Source organism: Streptomyces sp. NPDC093097 (genome assembly GCF_044754325.1).
Taxonomy (GTDB): Bacteria; Actinomycetota; Actinomycetes; order Streptomycetales; family Streptomycetaceae; genus Streptomyces.
In genome coordinates this window covers 311,430-334,986 of the sequence record NZ_JBIVOW010000006.1, presented here as the reverse complement: position 1 = coordinate 334,986, position 23,557 = coordinate 311,430, and the positions used below count along the sequence as shown (strand labels likewise).

Genomic DNA, 23,557 nt, shown 5'->3' with positions numbered 1-23,557 from the left:
GAGAGCCCGGTGAACAGATCATGAGAGCCCGAGCGAGGCCCACGATGAGCGGTGAGCACGAGGAAAAGCGCAGGTTGCGACGGGATCTCCTGGAGGTGAGGAGGGCGTTGCCGGCCGAGGTCGTCGCGGCCCGGGGCGCCGCGCTGGCCCGGCGGGTGCGGGAGCTGGACGAGCTGCGGGCGGCGCCCGCCGGCGACGCCCCGCTGACCGTCGCCGGATATGTCTCGATCGGCGGTGAGCCCGACACCCGGGCGCTGCTGGATGCGCTGCGGGCGGCCGGGGTGCGGGTGCTGCTGCCGGTGCTGCTGCCCGACAACGACCTGGACTGGGCCGTGTACGAGGGCGCCGAGCACCTGGTACCGGCGGGCTGGGGGCTGCGGGAGCCGGCCGGTCCGCGGCTGACCCCGGAGGCCGTCGCACAGGCGGACGTGGTGTTGCTGCCGGGACTGGCGGTGGACCGGACCGGGCTGCGGCTGGGCCGCGGCGGCGGCTCGTACGACCGGGTGCTGGCCCGCCTGGAGCGGTCGGGGAGGCACACCTCGCTGGTGGTGCTGCTCCACGACGACGAGGTGCTGGAGAAGGTCCCGGCCGAGCCGCACGACCGGCGGGTGCATGCCGCGGTGACGCCGTCGGGGGTGCACCGCTTCCGCCGCTGACGCCGCGGGGCGCGGTTTCACGTGAAACGCCGTCGGGCGGACCGGAAGAGTTCCGGTCCGCCCGACGGCGTTCGCGTGCTTCCGCCGCCCTTACGGCGACAGGGTCAGCGTCTCCTTGCCGGCCTTCTTCACGGCCGCCTCGCTGAACGCCCAGGGCAGCAGTTCGCCCTTGGCCCACTTGTCGGTCTGGTCGTAGTAGTGGGCGTGGTAGGCGTGCCCGGAGGCGCCGGTGAGGTTTATCCAGCGGGACTTGTCGAGGTCGGCGAGGTTGACCACCATCCGCATGGACGGGACCCAGGTGACCTTGTAGCCGCCGGCGGCGTTCCAGCCGGTGGCGTCGACCGCGGCCTCACCGCCGCCGAGGTTCCAGGGCCCGCGGTTGAGCATGCTCTGGAGGAAGCCGGGGCCCTCCTTGCCGAGGGTCTGGTTGGTGAGGTCCATCTGGTGCAGACGGCCCCAGGCCCAGTGGTCGATGTTCTTGCCCAGCTTGGAGGTCAGCTCGTAGCGGGCGTCCTTCATGGCCTGGGCCAGGAGCTGGTCGCGGTTCTTCAGGCCGGGGTGGCCGGGCCGGTCGTCGGTCTGCCACCAGGCGTTGTTCGGGTCGTCGAGGATGTTCCGGACGACCTCGTACCAGCGGTCGCCGCCGTCGGGCTGGGCGGCGTCGCCGGCCCGCTCGCCGCACTCGCGGACCAGCTTGTTCTGGGCGTCGGCCGGACCGGTGTCGCCGGCCGGGCGGACGTAGAGGCACTGGCCCTGGACGCGCAGCTCCTTGGGCATCTTGTTGCCGAAGGCGAGCTTGAGGGTGTTGCGCCAGACGGCGTTGAAGTAGGCGGCCGCGGCGGAGTCGGGCTCCTGGGTGAAGTCCCAGCCGTTGAGCAGCTGCTGGGCGTCGCGGACGTACTTGTCCTTGATGTCGATCTTCGTCAGGTAGGGCGTCAGCAGCCGGGCGATCTCGCTGCTGTTGTCCCGCTGGAAGGTCTGCATGTCGTCGGTGGAGACCTTGCCGCCGTCCTTGATCTTGGACTCGATCAGGTCGTTTATCCGCTGGCTGCGGGCGCCGTAGCCCCAGTCCTTGGTGATCAGGTACGGGTACTTCTCGTTGACCACGGCCTGGTTGGCGGTGACGATGAAGCCGCGCTTGGGGTTGTACTCGTACGGCAGCGCGCTCTGCGGGATGTAGTCCTTCCACTGGTAGGCCGGGTCCCAGCCGGGCGCCGGGGTGGAGCCGTCGCCCTTGCCGCGGACCGGGATCCTGCCGGGGGCCTGGTAGCCGATGTTGCCCTTGGTGTCGGCGTAGATGAGGTTCTGCGAGGGGACCTCGAAGTCGGCCGCGGCCTTGCGGAAGTCGGTCCAGTCCTTGGCGCGGTTGAGCTCGAAGACGGCGTCCATGGACTTGCCGGGGGTCAGCGCGGTCCAGCGGAGCGCGACGGCGTAGCCGTCGCCGCGGTCGGGGGCGCCGTCGGTGACCGGGGCGCTCTTGCCGACGCCGGACAGCTGGTCGTCGCGGTCGGAGACGATCGGGCCGTTGTTGGTGGACCGGACGGTGATCTTGCGGCTCGCGCCGCCGGCGACCTTGATGGTCTCCTGGCGGGTGATGAAGGGCTCCTGCTTGCCGTCGAAGAGGTAGCCGTCGGCGTTGATCTTCTCCAGGTAGAGGTCGGTGACGTCGGCGCCCAGGTTGGTCATACCCCAGGAGACGTCCTGGTTGTGGCCGATGATGACGCCGGGCATCCCGGAGAAGGTGAAGCCGGCGACGTTGTAGGAGCACTTGGGGCCGGTGGTGCGGCAGTGCAGGCCCATCTGGTACCAGAGCGAGGGCATCTGCGGGGCCAGGTGCGGGTCGTTGGCGAGCAGCGGCTTGCCGGTGGTGGTGTGCTCACCGGAGACGACCCAGGAGTTGGAGCCGATGCCGTTGCCGTTGGGGCCGAGCAGCGCCGGGACCTTCTCCAGGGTCTTGGACAGCGAGGAGAGCTGCGCCTGGACCCCGGCGGCGGCGCCGTGGACGGTCCCCTGGCCGGTGCCGGTGCCCGCCCCCGTGGACGTGCCCGTCCCGTTGGGCGCCCCGGTGCCGTTGGACGTGCCGGTACCGGTGCCCGTGCCGGTGCCCGGCGCCATGCCGCCGCCGGTGGCCTTGGGGTCGAACTCCTTGCTGACCGGGTCGACGTTGCCGCCGGCGACGATCGGCCGGTTCCGCTGGTACGGGTAGCCCGGGTAGAGCTCGTCGATCTGCTTCTGGGTGAACCGGCTGGCCATCAGGGCCCGGTCGACCTCGTCCTGCATGTTGCCGCGCAGGTCCCAGGCCATCGCCTTGAGCCAGGCCACCGAGTCGGCCGGGGTCCAGGCGTCGGGCTTGTAGTCGCTGGTGAAGCCGAGCGCGGCGTACTCCAGGGAGAGCGCGGAGCCCTGGTGGTCCTTGAGGTAGGCGTTGACGCCGGCGGAGTACGCCTGGAGGTACTTCTTGGTGGTGGCCGAGAGCTTGGTGTCGTACTCCTTCTGCGCCACCTCGTGCCATCCGAGGGTGCGCAGGAACTCATCGGTCTTGACCTGGCTCGCGCCGAACATCTCGGAGAGCCGGCCGGCCGTCATGTGACGGCGGACGTCCATCTCCCAGAAGCGGTCCTGCGCCTGGACGTAGCCCTGGGCGCGGAAGAGGTCCTCGTCGGTGTCGGCGTAGATCTGCGGGACGCCGTTGGCGTCCCGGACGACGTCCACCGGGTCGGTCAGACCGGGGAGTTTGAGCGCCCCCGTGGTCTCCGGGAACGAGGCGCGGACGGTGCTCACACCCCAGTACGCGCCGAAGCCGATGCCCGCCACGAGCAGCAGCACGACCGTGAACGCGACGAGGCGGCCACGCCGCCCCTTCTTCTTTTTGGGGGCTGGACCGGACTTGTTGGCGGGCATCTCTGTCCTTCGAGGGGCAGGGTGGGAGTGCTGGAGCAACCATAGGCGCACCAGTTTGACGACCCCTACGCGGAGTCACCGCCGAGCACATTAAACTTTCAAGCAATGGTAAATTGTTAGAGTCAGTAACTAGATACGGTAAGGACAACCGGCCCATCCCGACCAGGGTGCGAGGAAGGATCAGCTCCTGTCTGTCGAATACCTCAACGAACTCCTGCTGATCAGCTCACTCGTACTGCTCGTCGCGGTCGCGGCGGTACGGGTTTCCTCGCGCAGCGGGCTCCCCAGCCTGCTCATCTACCTGGGGATAGGCATCGCGATAGGGCAGGACGGCATCGGCGGCGTCGTCTTCGACAACGCCAAGATGACCCAACTCCTCGGCTATGCCGCCCTGGTGGTGATCCTCGCCGAGGGCGGCCTGGGCACGAAGTGGAAAGAGATCAAACCGGCCCTGCCGCAGGCCGCGATGCTCTCGACCTTCGGCGTCGCGGTGAGCGTGGGAGTCACCGCGGCCGGCGCGCACTACCTCGCCGGACTCGACTGGCGCCAGGCGCTGCTGATCGGCGCGGTGGTGTCCTCCACGGACGCCGCGGCGGTCTTCTCCGTCCTGCGCAGCGTCCCGCTGCCGTCCCGCCTGACAGGTGTCCTGGAAGCCGAATCCGGGTTCAACGACGCCCCCGTGGTCATCCTCGTCGTGGCCTTCTCCACCGCCGGACCGGTCGAGCACTGGTACGTCCTGCTCGGCGAGATCGCGCTGGAGCTGGCCATCGGCGCGGCGATCGGCCTGGCCATCGGCTGGCTGGGCGCGTACGGCATGCGGCATGTGGCGCTGCCCGCCTCCGGCCTCTACCCGATCGCGGTGATGGCCATCGCGATCTCCGCGTACGCGGTCGGCGCGCTGGCGCACGGCTCCGGCTTCCTCGCCGTCTATCTGGCCGCGGTGATCCTCGGCAACGCCAAGCTGCCGCACGCCCCGGCCACCCGCGGCTTCGCCGAGGGGCTCGGCTGGATCGGCCAGATCGGCATGTTCGTCCTGCTCGGCCTGCTGGTCACCCCGCACAACCTGCTCGACGACATCGTGCCGGCGCTGCTCATCGGCATGATCCTCACGCTCGTCGCCCGCCCGCTGTCCGTCTTCACCTCGCTGCTGCCCTTCGGGGTGCCCTGGCAGGAGAAGTCCCTGCTGTCCTGGGCCGGGCTGCGCGGCGCGGTGCCGATCGTGCTGGCCACCATCCCGATGGTGGGCAACGTCCCCGGCAGCGAGACGGTCTTCAACATCGTCTTCGTGCTGGTCGTGGTCTACACCCTCATCCAGGGCCCGACGCTGCCCTGGCTGGCCCGGCGGCTGCGGCTGGGCGACGGCGAGGAGGCCGCCGACCTGGGCATCGAGTCGGCCCCGCTGGAGCGGCTGCGCGGCCATCTGCTGTCCACGGCGATAGGCCCCACCTCCCGGATGCACGGCGTCGAGGTCGGTGAGCTGCGGATGCCGGCGGGCGCCGCGGTCACCCTCGTCGTGCGGGACGGCACCAGCTTCGTGCCCTCCCCCACGACCGTGCTGCGGCGCGGCGACGAACTGCTGGTGGTCGCCACCGACCCGGTGCGGGACGCGGCCGAGCGCCGGCTCCAGGCGGTGTCCCAGGGCGGCAAGCTGGCCGGCTGGCTGGGCACCGGTACGGAGCGGCAGCCCCAGGAAGGAGCGGCCAGGCGCCCCCGGCGCCGCGAGGCCGGATGAGACGCGGGCCCGGCCACCCCTGGCCGGGCCCGCCCGCAAGCCCAGGCGCCCGGCTGTTTCCGGTTGGACGCCGTGGGCGCGCCACCCCTCCGGGGAGGCCCTGGAGATCCCCGTGAAGCCCCGGCCGACGCCGGGGCTTCACACCGTCCGGCCTGTATAGTCAAACCGGTAATTTGTACGGATCACGAACCAACTCTGCCTGACGCAGAGCTGGCGCGACCGCTCGGCGGCCGCGGTCCCCCTGCCAGGCGCAGCCACCTTCCCCGGTGCGGACCACGCGGTATCACTCGGTCCTGCGCGAGAGGACAGCTCTCGGCGCGCACCCGTGGCACCTCGCGGGGCGGCGCTACCAGGCGGCAGAAAGGCCCGGCCGTGGCATCCGCGGTCAAGGACTCCCGTCCCGGTTACGGACAACTGTTGCGCACGCCCGGAGCGTGGACGTTCCTGCTGCCCGGCTTCCTGGCCCGGCAGCCGTTCGCGATGCTGACCATCGGCATCGTCCTGCTCGTCCAGTCCACCACCGGCTCCTACGGCACCGCCGGCGCGGTCTCCGCCGCCACCGGCGTCTCGATGGCCCTCTTCGCCCCGCAGGGCGGCAAGCTCGCCGACCGGTTCGGCCAGCGCGCGGTGCTGATCCCCGGCGTCCTGGTGCACGCCGCGGGCGTCTCGGCGCTGATCGCACTCGCCCTGGCGCACGCCCCCCTGTGGGCGCTGCTCGCGGTCGCCGTCCCCACGGGCGCCTCCACTCCGCAGGTCGGCCCGATGGTGCGGGCCCGCTGGGCGGCGAAGCTGGGCGGCAGCCCGCTGATGCCGACGGCGGCCGCCTTCGAGTCGGTCACCGACGAGTTCACCTTCGTCGTCGGCCCGGTGCTGGCGACCGCGCTGTGCACCGGCATCCACCCGGCCGCCGGCCTGGTCGCCGAGGCCGCGCTGTCGCTCGCCGGCGGGCTGCTGTTCGCCTCGCAGCGCCGCACCCAACCGCCGGTCCACCGGGAGCGCGCCGCGGGCCTCGCGCGCGTCTCGGCGCTGTCCGTCCCCGGTGTGCGGGTCCTGATCGTGGCGTTCCTGGGCATCGGCTCGGTCTTCGGCGGGATGCAGGTCTCGCTGACCGCGCTGACCGAGCACATCGGGCAGCCCGGCATCAACGGCGTCCTCTACGGGATCTTCGCCGGCGGCAACATGCTCGCCGGTATCGCCTGCGGCGCGATCGCCTGGAAGGTCGGCCCGCACCGCCGCCTGCTGGTCGCCTACGGGCTGCTGGCCCTGGCCACCACCCCGCTGTGGGCGGTGACCGCGGTGCCGCTGCTGGGCGCCGTCGGCCTGGTCGTCGGCCTGTGCATCGCGCCCGCGCTGATCACCGGCTACACCCTCGTGGAATCCCTGGTCCCGGCCACCGCCCGGACCGAGGCGTTCACCTGGCTGACCGGCGCGGTGGCGCTGGGCCAGGCGGCCGCGGCCACCTCCGCCGGCCAGTTGGCGGACCGCTTCGGCCCCAACTCCGGTTTCCTGGTGCCGCTGGCCGGCACGGCGCTGGCCCTGGTGGTCCTGCTGGCCCTGCGGACCCACCTGGCGCCCCGGTCGTCGATGGTCGTCACCGGGTCGGCGGGCGCCGCCGAGGAGCGGGAACGGGAGCTCAGCCGCACCTGAACGAGCCCCGGGGCGGGGCCGGGAGCGGGCGTGGAGTCGGTCACCGTGCGACGTTCGCGGTGGACTGGCGCGCCGGAATACTGCAAGATGGAACGTCGTTAGCACTCAATGAGTGAGAGTGCCAGGAGGAAGTCAAGTGCCGACCTACCAGTACCAGTGCACCGCGTGCGGCGAGGGCCTTGAGGCCGTGCAGAAGTTCACCGACGACGCGCTCACCGAGTGCCCCAGCTGCAACGGACGCCTCAAGAAGGTGTTCTCGGCGGTCGGCATCGTCTTCAAGGGCTCCGGCTTCTACCGCAACGACAGCCGCGGCTCGTCGTCCAGCAGCACCCCCGCCGGCAGCTCCTCGACGTCGACCGGCTCCTCGTCGAACGGCTCGTCCTCGTCCTCGACGTCCTCGTCGTCGGACAGCAAGCCGTCGTCCTCGTCCTCGGTCAGCAAGCCGTCGGCCCCGGCCAGCACCGGGTCGGCCGCCTGACCCTGGGCACCAGCCGGGCCGCCGTAGCGACGCCCGCAACCGGACTTCCGGGCCCCGCCGCTCCCCACCGGGGGCGGCGGGGCCCGCCGCGTTCCCGGGCGCCGGCCGGACCGAACCACCGGCGGGCCGCCGCCGTGCCCCGATAGTGTGACCGCATGGTTGACGCGGAGATCGGCGTTATCGGCGGGTCGGGGTTCTACTCGTTCCTGGAGGACGTGACCGAGATCACGGTGGACACCCCCTACGGGCGCCCCAGTGACTCTCTCTTCCTCGGCGAGATCGCCGGGCGCTCGGTCGCCTTCCTCCCCCGGCACGGCCGGGGCCACCACCTCCCGCCGCACCGCATCAACTACCGCGCCAACCTCTGGGCGCTGCGCTCCCTCGGGGTGCGCCAGGTCCTCGGGCCGTGCGCGGTCGGCGGGCTGCGCCCCGAATACGGCCCCGGCACCCTGCTCGTCCCCGACCAACTCGTGGACCGCACCAAGTCCCGTGTGCAGACCTACTTCGACGGCGAACCGCGCGCGGACGGCGGCGTCCCCAACGTCGTCCACCTGACCTTCGCCGACCCGTACTGCCCCACCGGCCGGCAGGCCTGCCTGGCCGCCGCCCGCGGCCGCGACTGGGAGCCGGTCGACGGCGGCACCATGGTGGTGATCGAGGGGCCGCGCTTCTCCACCCGCGCCGAATCGCGCTGGCACGCCGCCCAGGGCTGGTCGGTGGTGGGCATGACCGGACACCCCGAGGCCGTCCTGGCCCGCGAACTGAGCCTCTGCTACACCTCGCTGTCCCTGGTCACCGACCTGGACGCGGGCGCCGAGACCGGCGAGGGCGTCTCCCACGAGGAGGTCCTCAAGGTCTTCGGCGAGAACATCAGCCGGCTCCGCGAGGTCCTCTTCGACACCGTCGCCGCGCTCCCCGCCGACGCCGACCGCGGCTGCCTGTGCACGGACGCGCACCAAGGGTGGGACCTGGGGATCGAGCTGCCGTAGCGGGCCGGGGCGGGCGGGGCCGGGCGCGGCGGCTCGGGTCGGATCAGAGGGGACCCCGTCGGGCGGGGCCGGACGCCGTCGGCGGGTGAACTCCCCTTCCGGGTGACGGAGTTGTCCACAGTCGCGGGGCTGTCCACAGGCCGCGGCGGGCGGGGGCGAAGTACGGCACGGTGGTGATCGCGGGTCCGCACGCGGGGCTCGCTTCCGACCCCGTCCGCTCCGCATCCGCACCACAGGTGGTGACGACCATGCCCTCCCTCGCCCCGGCCCTACCCACTCCCCCGCGGTGTGAAGTGCCCCACTTCGCCCCCGTTCGTGCGGGCGGCGTCCGCTCCCGATGGCGCGGGCCCGCGCGCCGCCGGCTGCTGGCCGCCGGCCTCGCAACGGCCGCCGCAGCACTGGCCACCGGCCTCTCGCACGGCCCCGGGAGCAGCGCCTCCGCACCCGCGGCCTGTCCCACCGCGGCGGCCTCCGGGGGGCGGTGACCATGCCGCCCCCGCGCGAAGATCGAGTGGCGTCCGCCGCCCGGACACGCGAGTCTTCTCCGAGTGGCGGGGCACCGGCCGCGCGCCCTCCATGGCGCGCCCGCACCACCGATACCGAAGCCGTTATCGGCACCGCCGCACCGATCACCGCCGCAGGGGCCCTGCCGAGCGGCCGGGTCCGCCGCTTCCCGGTGGGCGCCGGCCCCCGCACGGCCGCCCCTGCGCCCCGCACGAGCCACCCTCGGCACGGCCCGGTCCCCCCGATCCGCCGCTCCCGTACGGATATCCGTACTGGTGCCCTGGTCGATCGCCGGTTCGTGGTGCGCGATTGGACATCTCCGCCCCGCCCTGACGTAAGTTGCGGTGCCGATTGTCGGTACACCGTCCAAAGCAAGCGCGGAAAGAGGCTGTCAGGTGAGCGGCGAGAAGAAGAGCATCCTTCAGGGATTCAAGGAATTCCTGATGCGCGGCAACGTCATCGAACTGGCGGTGGCGGTCGTCGTCGGTGCGGCGTTCACCAACATCGTCAACGCGGTGGTCAAGGGCGTCATCAACCCGATCGTCGGTGCCTTCGGCTCGCAGAACCTCGACAACTACCAGACCTGCCTGAGCACGTGCGCCGTCGACAAGAAGACCGGTGTGTACGTGGACGGCATCTACGTCCTGTGGGGCTCGGTGCTCAGCGCGGCGCTGACGTTCCTGATCACCGCCGGGGTCGTGTACTTCCTCATGATCCTGCCGATGAACAAGTGGAAGGACCGTCAGGACGCCAAGAAGCCGGCCGACGAAGGGCCGGCGGCCCCGACGGAGATCGAGCTCCTCACCGAGATCCGCGACGCCCTGCTCGCCCAGCGCAACGGTGCCTCGGCGGCCCCCGGCGCGGCCTCCGCGGCCGCAGCGGCCCTCATCACGCAGCAGTCCCGGCAGTAGCGGGCGCTCCGCCCGGGATACGCCGCCCCTCGCCTCGCTCAGAGGTGGTGGGGCGGCTTTTCGTCGAGGAAGCGGGCGAGGTCGGCGGCGCTGCCCGAGGTGGCGGGACGCTCACCCCAGCCGTGGTCGGTGTCGTCCGAGGACCGCCGGCTCAGCGGGTCGTCGAAGATCAGCGCGGCGGCGCTGCGCGGTGCCGGCCGCGCGGGCGACGCGGTGGTGCGGGTCTCGGGCGCCGGGGGTGCGTCCTGGTCGGCCCCCGCGGTCGAGTCGGTCTCGGGTGCGGCCCCGGGGGCGGGATCGCCCTCGGACGGGGACTCGGACCTGGACTCGGGCTGGGGCTCGGGCTTGGTGCTCACCCCTTCAGGGTACGGCGGGCCCTGGGGCGCTTCCGTTCTCGTGCGTGGGTATCGGGTGCGGACGATGCGCGTCGCGCGGACGCGTGGGCGGTCCCTGCTCGGCACGTCCCCGCCCCGGCGGCCAGCCACGATCGGCACCGGGGAGCGGCAGGAGGTGGGGCTGAGGGTGGTGAGCACGGGCGTGGCGCTTCGGCATGGCGACCGGGCCTCCGTACGGGGTCGGGAAGCCCACGCTAGGAGTGCTCGGGGCCGGTGGCCCGCTGTGCGGCGCATCCGAGGGTTCGGGACGCCGGATCCGGACGTGCTGCGGTCGCGTGGTCGCGGTCGGCGGTCGCGGTCTGCGGTCTGCGGTCTGCGGTCTGCGGTCTGCGGTCTGCGGCGGGGTGGGTCAGGCGGCGAGGGCCTCGTGCCACCACTGGTCGCGACCGGGCTTCCAGGAGACCGGGCGGGAGCAGCGGTTCACCACCAGGACGGTGTGCGGCAGCCGCTCCGTGCCGGCGGCGGCGCTCCGCGCCAGCGCGTGGTCCAGCACCGGCTTCACCGGGCGTACGGAGCCGTCCCAGAACGCCGCGTCCGCCGTGATCAGCACCTGCGTCCCCGACTCCCGCAGGCGCGCGGTCAGTTCGGGGACGGTCAGGGAGACCGGCAGCGTGGTGCGTATCGCGTTCAGACGGCCGCAGGCCAGGGTGGCGATCACCGATTCGGGCACCAGCGGCAGGTGCACCGCGACCCGGTCGCCGGCCCGCACCCCGTAGCGGGTGAGCGCTTGCGCCGCCCGTTCGGCCTGCTCCAGGAGCATGCCGTGCGTCAGCTCCTCCAGACGACCCGGCTCCCCGCTCCAGGTGAGGGCGACCTGCGACGCATCGGGCTCTTGCACTTCCCGGGCGTCTTCTGCATGCTCTGAGATCACACGGCGCAACATGCGCATCAGCATGGAGTTCAGCGATCAACGAATGCTGAACGTCTGTTGTACGAGCCCGCAAGGGCCGTTCGACTCTATGGGGTCAGCGCCGGGCCCCTTCCGCACCCCGCGACGGCAGCGCAGCGCGTTCCTGCCTCTTCCTGCCCCGGTCCGGTGCACTTCATCCCTCCCTCTCCTCCTTTCCTTCTTCTTCCTTCGGTGCGGTGTGCGTGAGAGAGGCGGGTGGTCGGAGCCATGTCCGTACCTCCGACGGGTCCTACGGGCCAGACGGATCCGGCGAGTCAGACGGGCCAGACGGATCCGGTGGAGTCGGCAGACTCCGCGGATTCAGCGGGTTCAGCGGGTTCAGCGGGTTCAGCGGACGCGGTGAACGGGCGTGTGGTGCGCGGGCGTTGGGCGTGGTGGGCGGTGGCGGTCGGAGCCTTCTGCGTGCAGTTGGACTCCTTTGCGCTGAATCCGGCGCTGCCCGTGGTCCGGGCCGAGTTGCCGGGGGCCGCGGCCGCCGCGCCGTGGGTGGTCAGCGGCTATCTGCTCGCCGCCGGGGCCCTGATGCCGGTGGCCGGGCGGCTGGCCGACCTCTGCGGGCGGCGGCGGATGCTGGCCCTCGGGGCGGCGCTCTTCGGGGTGAGCTCCGTGTGCTGTGCGCTGGCGCCGTCGCTGTCGTTCCTGGTGGCGGCGCGGGTGGTGCAGGGCGCGGGCGGCGCGTTGATCATGCCCGCGGGGCTGGCGCTGCTCACCAACGCCGCTCCGCCGGGCCAGGGGCGGCGGGCGACCGGGCGGGCGCTGGGAGTGGCCGGGCTGGCCACCGTGTGCGGCCCGTTCCTGGGGGGCGCGCTGGCCCCATCGGTGTCCTGGCGGGCCGTGTTCTGGCTGACGGTGCCGTTCGCCGCGGCCGCGGTGTGGTGTGCGGGCCGGGCGGCGGAGTCGCGGGACGCGGCCGCCGCCCGGCAGCCCCTCGACGTGGCGGGCGCGGTGACCGCGACCGGCGCCCTGGTGTGCCTGACGTGGTGGCTGGAGCACCGCGCGGCCTGGGTCTGGGCGGCGGGTGCGGTGCTGCTGGGCGCGTGGTGCGTACGGGCCGAACGGCGCGCCCCGGCGCCGCTGGTGGACCTCGCGCTCTTCCGCAACCTCCCGTATGTGGCGCTGACCGCGGCCGGGGCGGTCGCCAACGCGGCGACGGTGGCGCTGCTGTACGTGCTTCCGCTGTCGCTCCAACATGGGCGGGGCTGGCCGGTGTTGGCCGCGGGGCTGGCGTTCCTCGCGCTGGCCGCCGGGGGTCCGGTGGCCGGGCGGGTGCGTCCCGGGGCGGCCGTGCCGGTGATGGCGTTGTGCCTGGCCGCGGCGGGGGGTGCGCTGTGGGCCACCGGGGTTTCCGCGGGGGCGCCGGCCCTGCTGGTGGCCGCCACGGGCGCCGCGGCGGCGTTGGGGGTGGCGGGTGGACTGGCCCTCACCGGTACCCAGGCGGTGGTCCGCCGCGAGCGGGCGGGGGGAGCCTCGGGCCTCACCAAGTCCGTGCTGACGACGACGGCGGGGTGGGGGCTGGCCCTGACGGCTCCGGCCACCGGAGCGGACCCGGCCGCGCCGGCCCCCGCCGGGCCGGTCGGCGGCGGGGCGGTCGGCGGCGGGCCGGTCGGCGGCGGGGCGCCGCCGTCGCTGGTGCTGCCGGCGGCCGGATGCCTGATGGGGGCGGTCCTGATGGCGACGGTATGGGGGCTGGAGAGGAGGCGGGCGAGGCGCTGAGAGGGGACGGGAGGGCCGGCGGGCCGGCGGGCCGGGTGTCGGCGGCCGGCCCACCGGCCCTCCCCTCGTGCCTCACCGGGCCGTCGCGAGTTCCGCGTAGCCGCCGGAGGCGTCGCTCACCTGATGGAAGCCGTGGGCCTCCAGGAGGGCCGCCGCGATCATCGAGCGGTTGCCGCTGCGGCAGTAGAGGACGACCGGGCGGGCCGGGTCGAGTTCGCCGATCCGGCCGAGGAGGGCGGCCAGCGGGATGTTGCGGGCGCCGGGGAGCGCACCCGCGGCGAACTCGGCCGGGTTGCGGACGTCGACCAACTGGCCGCCGTCGACGGGGTCGTGGGGGTCCAGGGGCAGCCTGGTGAGCAGGTCGGCCATGGCCAGGCGGTGGCTGCGGCGGGTGAGTCCGGGGGCGCCGGCCAGGACCCCGGCCAGGTCGGGCAGATGGCCCAGGACCCGGTCGTAGCCGATGCGGGCGAGCCGGAGGCGGGCCTCGTGCTCCTTGCCCGGGTCGGCGAGCAGGACGATCGGGGTGCCGGGGGCCACCACGCTGCCGGCGTACTCCGCGAACCGGGTGTCCAGGCTCGTGTGCAGGGAACCGGCGAGGTGGGCCCGGGCGTAGGCCTCGATCGGGCGGCAGTCGAGCAGCGCGGCGCCCTGTTCGGCGCGGGCGGCGAGCGCCTCGTCCAGGGTGAGCGGGGCCGGCGGCTCCGGGTCCCGCAGGGGGTGGCCGTCCCGGTTGAGGGCCACGTCGTACGCGAAGTAGCCGGGTGCGGCGGGCTGTTCGGCGGTGACCAGCCGGACGAAGGCGTCCTCCGCCATGGGCTGGAGCGCGTAGTTGAGGCGGCGCTGGTCGCCGATGGTGGAGCTGGTGTCGGTGGAGATGCTGCGGCCGCAGGCCGAACCGGCGCCGTGTGCGGGGAAGACCCGGGTCGCGTCCGGGAGGGTCAGCAGTTTGGTGTGCAGGGAGCGGTGGAGGCGCCCGGCCATCTCCTGCGGGGAGTGGCCGGCCGCGGAGAGCAGGTCGGGGCGGCCGACGTCGCCGACGAAGAGGGTGTCGCCGGTCAGCACGCCGAACGGCACCTCGTCGTCGGGCTGTTCGTGGATGACCAGGCAGATCGATTCCAGGGTGTGGCCGGGGGTGGCGAGGACGGTGAGGGTCACCCCGGACGCCGTCCCGTTCACCGGCCCGGACCGCGCCGGGCCTACCGGGGCGGGCGTCGTCCCCGGCTCGGCGTCGGGTGCCGGGGTCGGCTCGGTGCCCAGGAAGAGGCGTTCGCCGTCGTGCAACCGGCGGATGGGGAAGCCGGTTTCGGCGGCCGCGCCGAAGGCGATCTCGGCGCCGGTGGCGCGGGCCGCCTCCAGGTGTCCGGAGAGGAAGTCGGCGTGGATGTGCGTCTCGACGACGAGTTCGATGCGCAGGCCGGCCGCTTCGGCGTCGGCCAGGTACGTGTCGATGTCGCGGCGCGGGTCGACGAGGACGGCGCGTCCGGTCTTCCGGTCGCCGATCAGGTACGACGCCTGGGAGAGGCAGTCGAGGTAGTACTGCGCGAAATGCACGGTCGGGCCTCCAGGGGTGCGCGGCGCCCGTGCGTGGGCGGCGGAATGCGCCGTGCACGCCGCTCCGTTGTGCGGATGCACGGATGTACGTACATTAGGGAGCCGACCGGCGGGGGAACAACCCGCCCCCCCGTAAGCCGGACGAGAACCCAGGGACGAGAGGACCGACATGACGCCGCCTCAGCCCGCATCGCCGGGTGCGCACGGCCGCAAGGCCCCGCACGGCGACGACGGCAGCCACGGTGACCACGCGCAGGCGCACGGACCGCGCCCCTTGGACCGCGGTTCACCGCTGCCCCTGTGGGCGCAGCTCCTGGAGGATCTGCGGCGTCGGATGGAAGTCGGCGCGTTCACCGAGGAGTTCCCGGCCGAGCACCGGCTGACGGCCGAGTACGAGGTCAGCCGGCACACCGTCCGGGAGGCGCTGCGCAAACTGCGCGCCGACGGCCTGGTGATCGCCGAGCGCGGCCGCGCCAGCCGCCTCGACACCCGCCGCATACAGCAGCCGCTCGGCTCCCTCTACAGCCTCTTCCGCGACCTGGAGGCGCAGGGCGTGGACCAGCGCAGCGAGGTGCTGCGGCTGGAGCGAACCGCGGACGCGACGGTCGCCGGCCACCTGGGGCTGGTCCCGGACGCGCCCCTGGTCGTCCTGGAGCGGCTGCGGCTGGCGGACGGTGAACCGCTCGCCCACGACACCGCCTACCTCCCGGCCGACCTCGCCGAACCGCTGCTGGAGGCGGACTTCGGGCACACCTCGCTCTACGGCGAACTGGCCGGGCGCTGCGGGGTGAAGGTCACCGGCGGGCGGGAGCGGATCGCTCCGTTCCTGCCGGACATCCGGCAGGCGTGGCTGCTCGGACTGGCCGACCGGGAGGCGGCCTTCGCCATCGAACGGATCGGACGGGCCGGGGACCGGCCGGTGGAATGGCGCGAGACGGTGGTCCGGGGCGACCGCTTCGCGTTCGTCGCCGAATGGTCCGACGCCAGCCGGGCGGTCGCCCTCGCGCCGCGCGCCGCGGCGCCGTCCGCGTAACGGGCCGCCGTGTCCGTCCTCATAGCCGCGACGGCGCTGCCCTGCGGACTGGTGATCGGCCTGCTGCTGGGGGCGCTCGGCGGCGGCGGTTCCATCCTGGCGGTGCCGGCCCTGGTCTACCTGTTGGGCCAGACCCCGCACGAGGCGACCGCGGGCGCCCTGGTGGTGGTCGCGGTCGGCGCGGTCGGGGGGCTGCTCTGCCACGCCCGCGCGGGCCGGGTCCGCTGGGCCGCCGGCGCGACGTTCGGCGCCCTGGGGACGGTCGGCAGCTACGTCGGTTCCCGGTGCAGCGCGGCCCTGGACGCGAAGGTCCTGATGGCGGCGTTCTCGGGGCTGATGCTCGTGGTGGCGGCAGGGATGCTGCTGCGCGGCCGCCGGGACCGCCGCGGCCGGGCGGAGGCGGCGGCGGGCGCGGTGGTCGCGGGGGCGGTGCCCTCTTCCCGGCCGCCGGCCGGGGACGTGCGGGATTCCGGGGCTCCGCGGGGCTCCCGGGAACCCCGCGAACCGCACGGCTCACGGAACCCGCAGGACCCGCAACACCCCCGCGACGCACCCGACTTGGCCGTCTCCCGTCGACCGCGCCCCCTCCGGACCGTCGTGACCGCCTCCTCCGTGGGGCTGCTCACCGGGTTCTTCGGGGTGGGCGGCGGCTTCGTCGTCGTCCCGGCCCTCACCCTCGTCCTCGGCCTGGAGATGCCGGTCGCCGTCGGCACCTCGCTGCTGGTGATACTGATCAACTCCACGGCCGCGCTGGCGACTCGGGCCGGCACCGGCGCACTGGACTGGCCCCTGCTGGCCCTGCTCGCCGGCTGCGCCGCGGCCGGCAGCCACCTCGGCAACCGCCTCGCGGGCCGGCTGCGCCCGCAGACCCTGACCACCGCCTTCGCCGTCCTGGTCACCGTCCTGGCCCTGGCGATGGCGGCCACCACCCTGCCCGACCTCTAGCGTCCCGGGCGCCCCGCGCCCGGGAGACCACCACCGCACCCGACACCCCAGACCCCTCATCCCCACCCCGTAAAGCCCCAGTCGACAGGAGAGACGCATGACCCGGCCCGCCGCGGACCCCGACCCCGCGCCCACCGCCGCCCCCGTCCACCACCAGATCCTGATCGTCGGCGGCGGTACCGCGGGCATCACCGTCGCCGCCCGGCTGCGCCGCGCCGGCCTCCGGGACATCGCGCTGCTGGACCCCGCGGAGACGCACTGGTACCAGCCGCTGTGGACCCTGGTCGGCGGCGGCCAGGCGCCGCTGCGGGCCGCCCTGCGCCCCCAGGCCGAGGTCATCCCGCCCGGCGTGCGCTGGCTGCGCGAGCGCGCCAGTGCCGTCGATCCGGTGGCCCGTACGGTCACCACCGCCACCGGCCGGGTGTACTCCTACGGTCGGCTGGTGCTGGCCCCCGGCCTCAGCCTGGACTGGGACGGCGTGCCGGGCCTGGCGTCGGCCGTCGGCCACGACGGTGTGAGCAGCAACTACCGGGCCGATCTCGCCCCGTACACCTGGGACCTGATCCGCCGGACGCGGCGCGGCACAGCCGTGTTCACCATGCCGTCCGGGCCGGTCAAGTGCGGTGGCGCACCGCAGAAGATCGCGTACCTGGCGGCCGACTACTGGCGCAAGCGCGGTGTCCTGGGGGCCATCCGGACCGTTCTGGTCCTCCCGGAGTCGAACCTCTTCAAGGTGCCGGTCTTCTCCCGGGCCCTGGAGGAGACCGCCCGCCGCTACGGCATCGAGGTGCGGCTCCAGTCCGAGATGACCCGGCTGAACGGCGCGGAGCGCACGGCCGTCATCACCGACCACGCCACCGGCCGCACCGAGACGCTCCACTACGACATGCTCCACGCGGTCCCGCCGCAGCGTGCCCCGCAGTGGCTCGCCGACGGCCCGCTGGCCGACCCCGGCTCCCCCCACGGGTACGTCAAGACGGACCGGCACACCCTCCAACACCCCGACTTCCCCGAGGTGTTCGTCCTGGGGGACGTGGCCCACCTCCCGACGTCCAAGACGGGCGCCGCGGTCCGCAAGCAGGCCCCGGTGGTCGTCGCCAACCTGCTCGCCGGCCTGCGCGGCCGTCCCGCCGCCGCCCGCTACGACGGCTACACCTCCTGCCCGCTGGTCACCGCCCGGAACAAGATGCTGCTGGCCGAGTTCGACTACGACCTCCGCCCCACGCCCTCGTTCCCCTTCCTCGACACCACGAAGGAACGCACCGACATGTGGCTCCTCAAGCGCTACGGCCTGCCGCAGATGTACTTCCAGGGGATGCTGAAGGGGCGGGCTTAGGGAGGAGCGGGCGCAGGGGGGCAGACGTCTTCGCCCCCCTGCGCCCCTGACGGCGGCGCACCCTCACCGGCGCCCCTGCACCTCCACCACATCCGCCACCACACACCCCACGTTGTCCGGCGCACCCGCCTCATGGACCCGCGAGACCAGTGCGGCGACGGCCTGCTCGGGAGTGCCGGCGCCGGTGAGCACCTCCTCGATCGCCTCGGACGGGACGACGCCGGTCAGGCCGTCGGTGCAGAGCAGATAGCGCTCCCCGGGCCGGACGTCGAGCAGTCGGAGGTCCGGGGCGAAGTCGGTGCCGGCGCCCAACGCCCGCAGCAGCTGGAGGCGTTGCGGGTGGTCCGTCGCCTCCTCGGGGGTGAGCCGGCCCTCGTCGATGAGGGACTGCACCAGGCTGTGGTCGTGGGTGATGCGGAACAGCCCGGAGTCCCGCAGGACGTACGCCCGCGAGTCCCCGATGTGCAGCAGCGCCATCCGCGCGCCCGAGCGCAGCAGGGCGGTCAGGGTGCTGCCGGTCGCCTCGTCGCCCGTGGGCACGGCCCGGTGGGCGCGCAGCGCCGCCTCCTCCAGTACGGCCAACAGGTCGGCCGAGGCCAGGTCCTGGTCCTGAAGGGGCTTCAGCGCCTCGATGGCGGCGGCCGCGGCCGGGCCGCCCTCGGGGCCCCAGCCGTCGGCCACCGCCAGCAGGTGCGGGCCGGCGTAGGCCGCGTCCTGGTGGACGGCACGTACCAGGCCCTGGTCCGTCAGGGCGGCGCAGCGCAGCGTCAACGGGGCCGCGAGGTGGCGGTGTTCGGTCATCGTGGGGTCCTTCCGCTCCAGCTGGTCCACGAGGAAGGCGGCCAGGTCCCGGCGGGCGGCGATATCGGCCTCGACCTGCGCCCAGTACGCCGCGACCGCCCCGGCCGCGGCCCCCGGCGCCAGCGCGCACACCTCACGGATGCGGGCCAGCGGCATCCCGAGCCGGCGCAGCCAGGCGACCAGCCGGGCCCGCTCCAGCTGGGCCGGGGCGTAGTGGCGGTAGCCGCTGTGCGGGTCGACGTGCACGGGCGTCAGCAGGCCCAACTCGTCGTAGAGGCGCAGGGCCTTGGGCGAGAGCCGGGACGCCCGTGCGAACGCCCCGATCGTCAACAGCTCCCGGCCCACCCGACGCTCCTTGGCACTCCGCCGTCCGGCCGCCGCCACGGGCCCCGTCCGTCCTCCTCGTACCGGGCACCTCGCCCGGCCCCGCCGATGCTGGGCCTTCCCCCAGGGGCAAGGTCAACGGACCGCCCCCGCGCCCCGCCCCCTTCAGACCACCCCGTCCAACCGGCTCAGCGCCGCGACCGTCATCGCCTGCACACCCGTGACGAGGGTCGGCCGGACGACCGGTACGAACTGCGGCGAGTGGTTGGAGGGGATGTCCTGGGCCAGCCGCCCGGCGGCCAGCGCGGTCCGGAAGACGTCCAGGTCCCAGCCGCCCAGCCACCAGTAGTACAGCGGCGCGCCGGCGGCGGTCGCCAGCTCCCCCGCGTCCTCGCTGCCCGTCGCCGGCTCGTACGCGAAGACCCGTTCCGCACCGAAGAGTCGGGTGAAGCTCTCGTTGACGTCGTTGAGCACCGCCTCGTCGTTGACCGTCACGGGGAAGGAGTCGAGGGCCTTCACCTCCGGCTCGCGCGGTGCGTCGGAGGCCGCCGCCTCGGCACGGGCGATCCGGTCGATGGCGGCCAGCACGGCGGTCCGCACGTTCGGGTCGAAGCTGCGGACGCTGAGCCGTACGACGGCGCGGTCCGGGATCACGTTGGCGGTGTCCCCGGCGTGGAAGGCGCCGACCGTGACCACGACCTGCTCCTTCGCCGCGATCTCCTGCGCGACCACCGACTGCACCCGCTGCACGAACGCCGCCGCCATCAGGATCGGGTCCACCGCCGTCTCCGGCCGCGACCCGTGACCGCCGGTCCCGTGGAAGGTGATCTCCAGGCTGTCCGCCGCCGCCATGCAGGCGCCCGGGCAGTACGCGATCAGCCCCGCGCCGAACGGGGTGACGTGCTGCGCCAGCACCACGTCGGGCGTGGGCACCAGGCCCTTGCTGTAGAGGCCGTCGGCGAGCATGGCGCGGGCCCCGTTGCCGGCCTCCTCGGCCGGCTGGAACAGCACCACCAGCGTCCCCGACCAGCGGTCGCGCCCGGCGGCGAGCAGGTCCGCCGCGCCCAGCAGGCAGGTCACATGGACGTCGTGCCCGCAGGCGTGCATCCGCCCCGGGACGGTGGAGGCGTACGGCACACCGGAGTTCTCGGTCACCGGCAGCGCGTCCATGTCGGCCCGGAGCAGCACCACCGGGCCCGGGCCGTTGCGCAGCACCCCGGTGACGCCGGTGCCGCCGATGCCGGTGGTGACGTCATAGCCGTACGCGATCAGCCGGCGGGTCACCTCCGCGGCGGTGCGGGTCTCCTGGAAGGCCAGTTCCGGGTGGCGGTGCAGGTCTTCGTAGAGCGCCACGAGGTCCGCGAGGCGGGCGTCGAGCGGCTCCAGGACGGATGCGGGAAAGGAGAGGTCGCTGTCGCTCATACGCGCATTCGACCATGTACGGCCGCCGCCGTCTGCCCCTTGCCGGAAGCGGTCCGCCCCGCGTGTCCCTGGCCGGTACGCGACGGGTCCGGCGCCCTCCCCCCGTGACACCACCGCCCCCGGCTGCGACCGTGGATCACCGTGTGCCTGCGACGTGGTGCAGGCCCGCCCAAGCCGACGACCGGAGGCTGACGTTGGCCACTTCACCCGCCCGACCGGAGGACGAGCCCGGCGACCTCGCGACCCGCCTCATGGACCAGGCCATGGGGCACTACTTCTCCGCGGCGCTGCGCACCGCCGCGCGACTCCGCATCGCCGACCGGCTCGCCGCGGGCCCGCGCACCCCCGAACAACTGGCCGCCGCCACCGACACCCACGCCCCGCACCTGCGCCGCGTCCTGCGCTACCTCGCCGCCAGCGGCATCTTCCGCGAGGACGCCTCGGGCGCGTACCAGCTGACGCCGATAGCCCACCAGCTCCGGACCGACGTGCCCCACTCGCTCCACCCCGCCGTCATGATGATCACCGACGAGCTGTTCCTGCGGACCTCCGCCGGCCTGACCGAGGCGGTCCGGCACGGCGACGCCGCCTTCGAGCGCCTCTTCGGCGCCCCGTTCTTCGCCCACCTCCAGTCGGATCCGGCCAAGCGGGAGCTCTTCGACAACGGGATGGCGTCCCTGGCCTCCCCGGCGGACGACGCGGTGGCCGCCGCCTACCCCTTCCCCGCGACCGGCACCGTCGTCGACGTCGGCGGCGGCCGCGGCGGGCTGCTCCGCGCCGTGCTCCGCCACCACCCCGACCTGACCGGTGTCCTCTTCGACCTGGCGCCGCCGCTGGCCCACCACCTGCTGGACACCGACGACCTGAAGGGCCGCTGGCGCACCCAGGAGGGCGACTTCTTCGCGTCGGTCCCCCAGGGCGGCGACGTCTACGTCCTCAAGCACGTCCTGCACGACTGGCCGGACGACGCCTGCCGCCGCATTTTGCGCACCTGCCGCGCGGCGATGGCGGACGGCAGCCGCCTCGTGGTCGTCGACTGCGTCCTGCCGCCCGGGAACGCACCGCACTTCGGCAAGACGCTGGACGTCACCGTGCTGGCCATCTTCGACGGCCGGGAGCGCAACGCGGACGAGTTCGCCGCGCTGCTGTCGGCCAGCGGGTTCCGCCTGACGCGGGTGCTGCCGACGGCGGCCTTCCCCTCCATCGTGGAGGCGGTGGCCGAGTAGGTCCGCCCTCCCGCCCGCCCGGCCTACGGGAGCGTGCCGGCGGCGCTCCGCGCCTTCCGCCCCGCACCGGCCGACCGACACGCCGCCTCGCCGGCGCCCCATCGCCCCTGCTCCCGCGCTCTGCTGAGGGTCCGAAAGCCGCCCCCTCGGTGGCCGACGAGAGGGGCCCGAGCCGACGGGCCGGTCCTGATGCAAGCGCGCAGCCGCGATGAGGCGCACCGTGCCGCCACCCCATGGGAGCTCTTCCTCGACCTCTGCTTCGTCGTGGCCCTCGCCCAGGCCGGCCGCCAACTGGCGCACGCCCTGACCGGAGCCCACCCGGGGCACGGCATCGCCGGCCATCTGATGCGGCTCTTCGCCATCTGGTGGGCGTGGGTGTGGCGATCCTCGGGCGCCAAGTACGACGCCCGCCACGTCTTGTAGCGTCAATACACGGGCGGGCCCGGGTCAACTTCAGCTGGTTCGCGTCGGCATACGACACCGACGACGTGCTGCACCGGGTGGTGACTCTCGTTCAGATCGGCGGCGTGCTGATCCTGGCCGCGGGCGTGCCCCGGGTCGGCGCTCGACGAGCACCACACCGTGTGGCTGATCCACTCCCGCCGTCAAAACCGCGGCCCGGCCCGGCAACTGGTCCTCCCGGTCGCCGCCGCACTCATCCTGGTGCGCACGGCGGCGGGGCACGCGGCGGTCCCGGCGGCGGGCGCCGTGGCCGCCGCGACGGTGGCGGTGGGCGTCACCCTGACGGCACGCCAGGGCGCCGCCCCGGAGGAGGAGTAGCGACCGCCGGTCGGCCCATTCCGGTCGTAGGCGTCAGGGGCGCCCGCCCCGCGCCCCCTCCCCCATAAGCGTGCCGAACGGTCGTACGCGCCCGCGCCCCGCCTGCCCACCGACGCCCCGGCCGACAGACCGACGACGCAACGGCGAGCCCGATCACGCGCCTCCTCAACTCTCCTGGCAGAGCGTGAACTTGACGCACATTCCGGCCAATCTTGCGCGCCGTCACCAGCCGCCCCACCTCACGAACCACCCCCGACACCACCCCCAATCGCCGCATTCCCCTACCAAAGGTCCCCTCGACGTGCGGTGTCGCCCCTGAGCCCTCTACCGTTCACCGCAGCTCCCGGAAGCGGCCTCGCCAGAACGCGGTAGGGTGCAGATTGCCCTTTTTATGCCTGGGGTCCTGCGGGTTCCGCAAGACCACGGGCCGTCCACCTGCCCGTACCTGAGGAGACGCCAGACATGGCCCGCCACGCTCAGTCCCATGCGCGCAGGAGACTGTCCCGGCGCAGCAAGGCCGTCAGTGGTCTCGCCCTCTCCACGCTCGTCGGCACCGCCCTGTGGGCGTGGCCGGCCTCGGGCGACGACCACAGCAGCCGGCCGGACGCCAAGAGCGGCACACCCCGGACGGTGTCCAGCCCGAACGCCCCCGCGCCGCAACAGGCCGCCCAGGCGGCCGCCCGCGGTCTGCACGCCATCCCGGACCTCGGCGACGCCACCCGCAGGCGTATACCGGCCAACGCGCGCCAGGTCCTGGTCGTCACCGGCAAGGACGCCGACGCGCACGACTCCCGGGTCGTCCTCTACACCCGCGAGGAAGGCTCGGACCTCTGGGAGGCCGGCCCGAACTGGGCCGCGCACAACGCCGCCCACGGGTGGACCACGGACCACCACTACGGCGACCTGCGCTCCCCCCAAGGCGTCTACACCCTCACCGACGCCGGCGGCCGGCTGGCCGCCCCCGAGGGCACCAAGCTGCCCTATGACCACAACAGCAGCTTCGTGGCCCACGGCACCGGCGTCGAGGGCGAGCCGCTGGCCGGCGCCTTCGACTACGTCATCGCCATCAACTACAACCGCGTCCCGGGCACCTCCCCGCTGGACGGCCGGCGCCCCCTCGGCGACGAGAAGGGCGGCGGCGTCTGGCTGCACGTCGACCACGGCGGGCCCACCCAGGGCTGTGTCAGCCTCAAGCCCGAGGTGATGCGCGAACTGCTGCGCACCCTCGACCCGGAGCTGCACCCGGTCGTCGTGATGGGCCCGGCCGGTCACTGAACGGGGCCCCGCGTGGTACGCATGGCCC

The 23,557-nt window shown here is 73.7% G+C and carries 19 protein-coding genes and 1 pseudogene; 14 read left to right on the top strand and 6 right to left on the bottom strand.

From position 1 onward, the window contains the following. Positions 1–44 precede the first annotated feature (44 nt). The gene (locus tag ACIQE0_RS13805) at positions 45–656 is read left to right on the top strand and encodes a 5-formyltetrahydrofolate cyclo-ligase (protein WP_366329955.1); all 612 of its coding nucleotides are present in this window, start codon (positions 45–47) and stop codon (positions 654–656) included. A gap of 90 nt (positions 657–746) precedes the next feature. On the opposite strand, the gene ACIQE0_RS13800 is transcribed toward ACIQE0_RS13805, so the two are convergent. Continuing rightward, positions 747–3,557, bottom strand: a complete 2,811-nt coding sequence (locus tag ACIQE0_RS13800; RefSeq protein WP_402331378.1) for a penicillin acylase family protein — start codon at positions 3,555–3,557, stop codon at positions 747–749. A gap of 187 nt (positions 3,558–3,744) precedes the next feature. On the opposite strand from ACIQE0_RS13800, the gene ACIQE0_RS13795 reads away from it, so the two are divergent. From ACIQE0_RS13795 to mscL, 5 genes are all read left to right on the top strand, one after another. Continuing rightward, positions 3,745–5,289 carry a potassium/proton antiporter gene (locus ACIQE0_RS13795; protein WP_402331575.1) on the top strand — a complete coding sequence of 515 codons (1,545 nt, stop codon included), beginning with the start codon at positions 3,745–3,747 and terminating at the stop codon, positions 5,287–5,289. Positions 5,290–5,661: 372 nt separating this feature from the next. Next, positions 5,662–6,936, top strand: a complete 1,275-nt coding sequence (locus tag ACIQE0_RS13790; RefSeq protein ID WP_402331375.1) for an MFS transporter — start codon at positions 5,662–5,664, stop codon at positions 6,934–6,936. Positions 6,937–7,072: 136 nt separating this feature from the next. After that, on the top strand, positions 7,073–7,414 hold the full coding sequence (locus tag ACIQE0_RS13785; protein ID WP_402331373.1) for an FmdB family zinc ribbon protein: 342 nt from the start codon (positions 7,073–7,075) through the stop codon (positions 7,412–7,414). Between the two features lie 155 nt (positions 7,415–7,569). Next, positions 7,570–8,403 (top strand): S-methyl-5'-thioadenosine phosphorylase, encoded by an 834-nt coding sequence (locus ACIQE0_RS13780; RefSeq protein ID WP_402331370.1) that lies wholly within the window; start codon positions 7,570–7,572, stop codon positions 8,401–8,403. An 899-nt stretch (positions 8,404–9,302) separates the two neighbouring features. Then, complete coding sequence (gene mscL / locus ACIQE0_RS13775) at positions 9,303–9,818, top strand: large conductance mechanosensitive channel protein MscL (RefSeq protein ID WP_402331367.1); 516 nt, start codon at positions 9,303–9,305, stop codon at positions 9,816–9,818. Positions 9,819–9,856: 38 nt separating this feature from the next. Here the strand turns inward: mscL and ACIQE0_RS13770 are convergent, their stop codons facing one another. Next, on the bottom strand, positions 9,857–10,174 hold the full coding sequence (locus tag ACIQE0_RS13770) for a hypothetical protein (protein ID WP_402331364.1): 318 nt from the start codon (positions 10,172–10,174) through the stop codon (positions 9,857–9,859). A gap of 388 nt (positions 10,175–10,562) precedes the next feature. Then, positions 10,563–11,051 (bottom strand): AMP-binding protein, encoded by a 489-nt coding sequence (locus ACIQE0_RS13765; RefSeq protein WP_366329948.1) that lies wholly within the window; start codon positions 11,049–11,051, stop codon positions 10,563–10,565. Between the two features lie 474 nt (positions 11,052–11,525). Here ACIQE0_RS13765 and ACIQE0_RS13760 point away from each other — a divergent pair, with 474 nt between their 5' ends. Further along, positions 11,526–12,836 carry an MFS transporter gene (locus ACIQE0_RS13760; RefSeq protein WP_402331360.1) on the top strand — a complete coding sequence of 437 codons (1,311 nt, stop codon included), beginning with the start codon at positions 11,526–11,528 and terminating at the stop codon, positions 12,834–12,836. Between the two features lie 72 nt (positions 12,837–12,908). Here the strand turns inward: ACIQE0_RS13760 and ACIQE0_RS13755 are convergent, their stop codons facing one another. Continuing rightward, positions 12,909–14,387 (bottom strand): rhodanese-like domain-containing protein, encoded by a 1,479-nt coding sequence (locus ACIQE0_RS13755; protein ID WP_402331357.1) that lies wholly within the window; start codon positions 14,385–14,387, stop codon positions 12,909–12,911. A gap of 169 nt (positions 14,388–14,556) precedes the next feature. On the opposite strand from ACIQE0_RS13755, the gene ACIQE0_RS13750 reads away from it, so the two are divergent. From ACIQE0_RS13750 to ACIQE0_RS13740, 3 genes are all read left to right on the top strand, one after another. Continuing rightward, positions 14,557–15,420 carry a GntR family transcriptional regulator gene (locus ACIQE0_RS13750; protein WP_366329945.1) on the top strand — a complete coding sequence of 288 codons (864 nt, stop codon included), beginning with the start codon at positions 14,557–14,559 and terminating at the stop codon, positions 15,418–15,420. Positions 15,421–15,429: 9 nt separating this feature from the next. Further along, positions 15,430–16,365, top strand: a complete 936-nt coding sequence (locus ACIQE0_RS13745; protein ID WP_402331353.1) for a sulfite exporter TauE/SafE family protein — start codon at positions 15,430–15,432, stop codon at positions 16,363–16,365. A 97-nt stretch (positions 16,366–16,462) separates the two neighbouring features. Then, positions 16,463–17,701, top strand: a complete 1,239-nt coding sequence (locus ACIQE0_RS13740; protein ID WP_402331350.1) for an FAD-dependent oxidoreductase — start codon at positions 16,463–16,465, stop codon at positions 17,699–17,701. A gap of 63 nt (positions 17,702–17,764) precedes the next feature. Here ACIQE0_RS13740 and ACIQE0_RS13735 read toward each other — a convergent pair whose 3' ends face one another. Beyond that, positions 17,765–18,847 (bottom strand): MerR family transcriptional regulator, encoded by a 1,083-nt coding sequence (locus ACIQE0_RS13735; protein WP_402331347.1) that lies wholly within the window; start codon positions 18,845–18,847, stop codon positions 17,765–17,767. 144 nt (positions 18,848–18,991) lie between these two features. Beyond that, positions 18,992–20,248, bottom strand: a complete 1,257-nt coding sequence (locus ACIQE0_RS13730) for an amidohydrolase (RefSeq protein WP_402331344.1) — start codon at positions 20,246–20,248, stop codon at positions 18,992–18,994. Between the two features lie 194 nt (positions 20,249–20,442). On the opposite strand from ACIQE0_RS13730, the gene ACIQE0_RS13725 reads away from it, so the two are divergent. The 4 genes and pseudogenes from ACIQE0_RS13725 (at position 20,443) to ACIQE0_RS13710 (ending at position 23,529) form a co-directional block, all read left to right on the top strand. Then, entirely contained in the window at positions 20,443–21,474 is a 1,032-nt protein-coding gene (locus tag ACIQE0_RS13725) for a methyltransferase (RefSeq protein WP_366329940.1), read from the top strand. 189 nt (positions 21,475–21,663) lie between these two features. Then, a pseudogene (locus tag ACIQE0_RS13720) lies at positions 21,664–22,031 on the top strand (low temperature requirement protein A); the annotation flags it as partial. A 25-nt stretch (positions 22,032–22,056) separates the two neighbouring features. After that, positions 22,057–22,254 (top strand): hypothetical protein, encoded by a 198-nt coding sequence (locus tag ACIQE0_RS13715; protein WP_366330031.1) that lies wholly within the window; start codon positions 22,057–22,059, stop codon positions 22,252–22,254. Positions 22,255–22,716: 462 nt separating this feature from the next. Next, entirely contained in the window at positions 22,717–23,529 is an 813-nt protein-coding gene (locus ACIQE0_RS13710; protein ID WP_402331341.1) for a L,D-transpeptidase family protein, read from the top strand. The last annotated feature ends 28 nt before the right edge of the window (positions 23,530–23,557 follow it).

Coding starts and splice junctions, on each gene's coding strand:
- ACIQE0_RS13740 (WP_402331350.1), top strand. CDS start 16,463: ATGACCCGGCCCGCCGCGGACCCCGACCCCGCGCCCACCGCCGCCCCC.
- ACIQE0_RS13800 (WP_402331378.1), bottom strand. CDS start 3,557: ATGCCCGCCAACAAGTCCGGTCCAGCCCCCAAAAAGAAGAAGGGGCGG.
- ACIQE0_RS13730 (WP_402331344.1), bottom strand. CDS start 20,248: ATGAGCGACAGCGACCTCTCCTTTCCCGCATCCGTCCTGGAGCCGCTC.
- ACIQE0_RS13750 (WP_366329945.1), top strand. CDS start 14,557: ATGACGCCGCCTCAGCCCGCATCGCCGGGTGCGCACGGCCGCAAGGCC.
- ACIQE0_RS13780 (WP_402331370.1), top strand. CDS start 7,570: ATGGTTGACGCGGAGATCGGCGTTATCGGCGGGTCGGGGTTCTACTCG.
- ACIQE0_RS13710 (WP_402331341.1), top strand. CDS start 22,717: ATGGCCCGCCACGCTCAGTCCCATGCGCGCAGGAGACTGTCCCGGCGC.
- ACIQE0_RS13805 (WP_366329955.1), top strand. CDS start 45: ATGAGCGGTGAGCACGAGGAAAAGCGCAGGTTGCGACGGGATCTCCTG.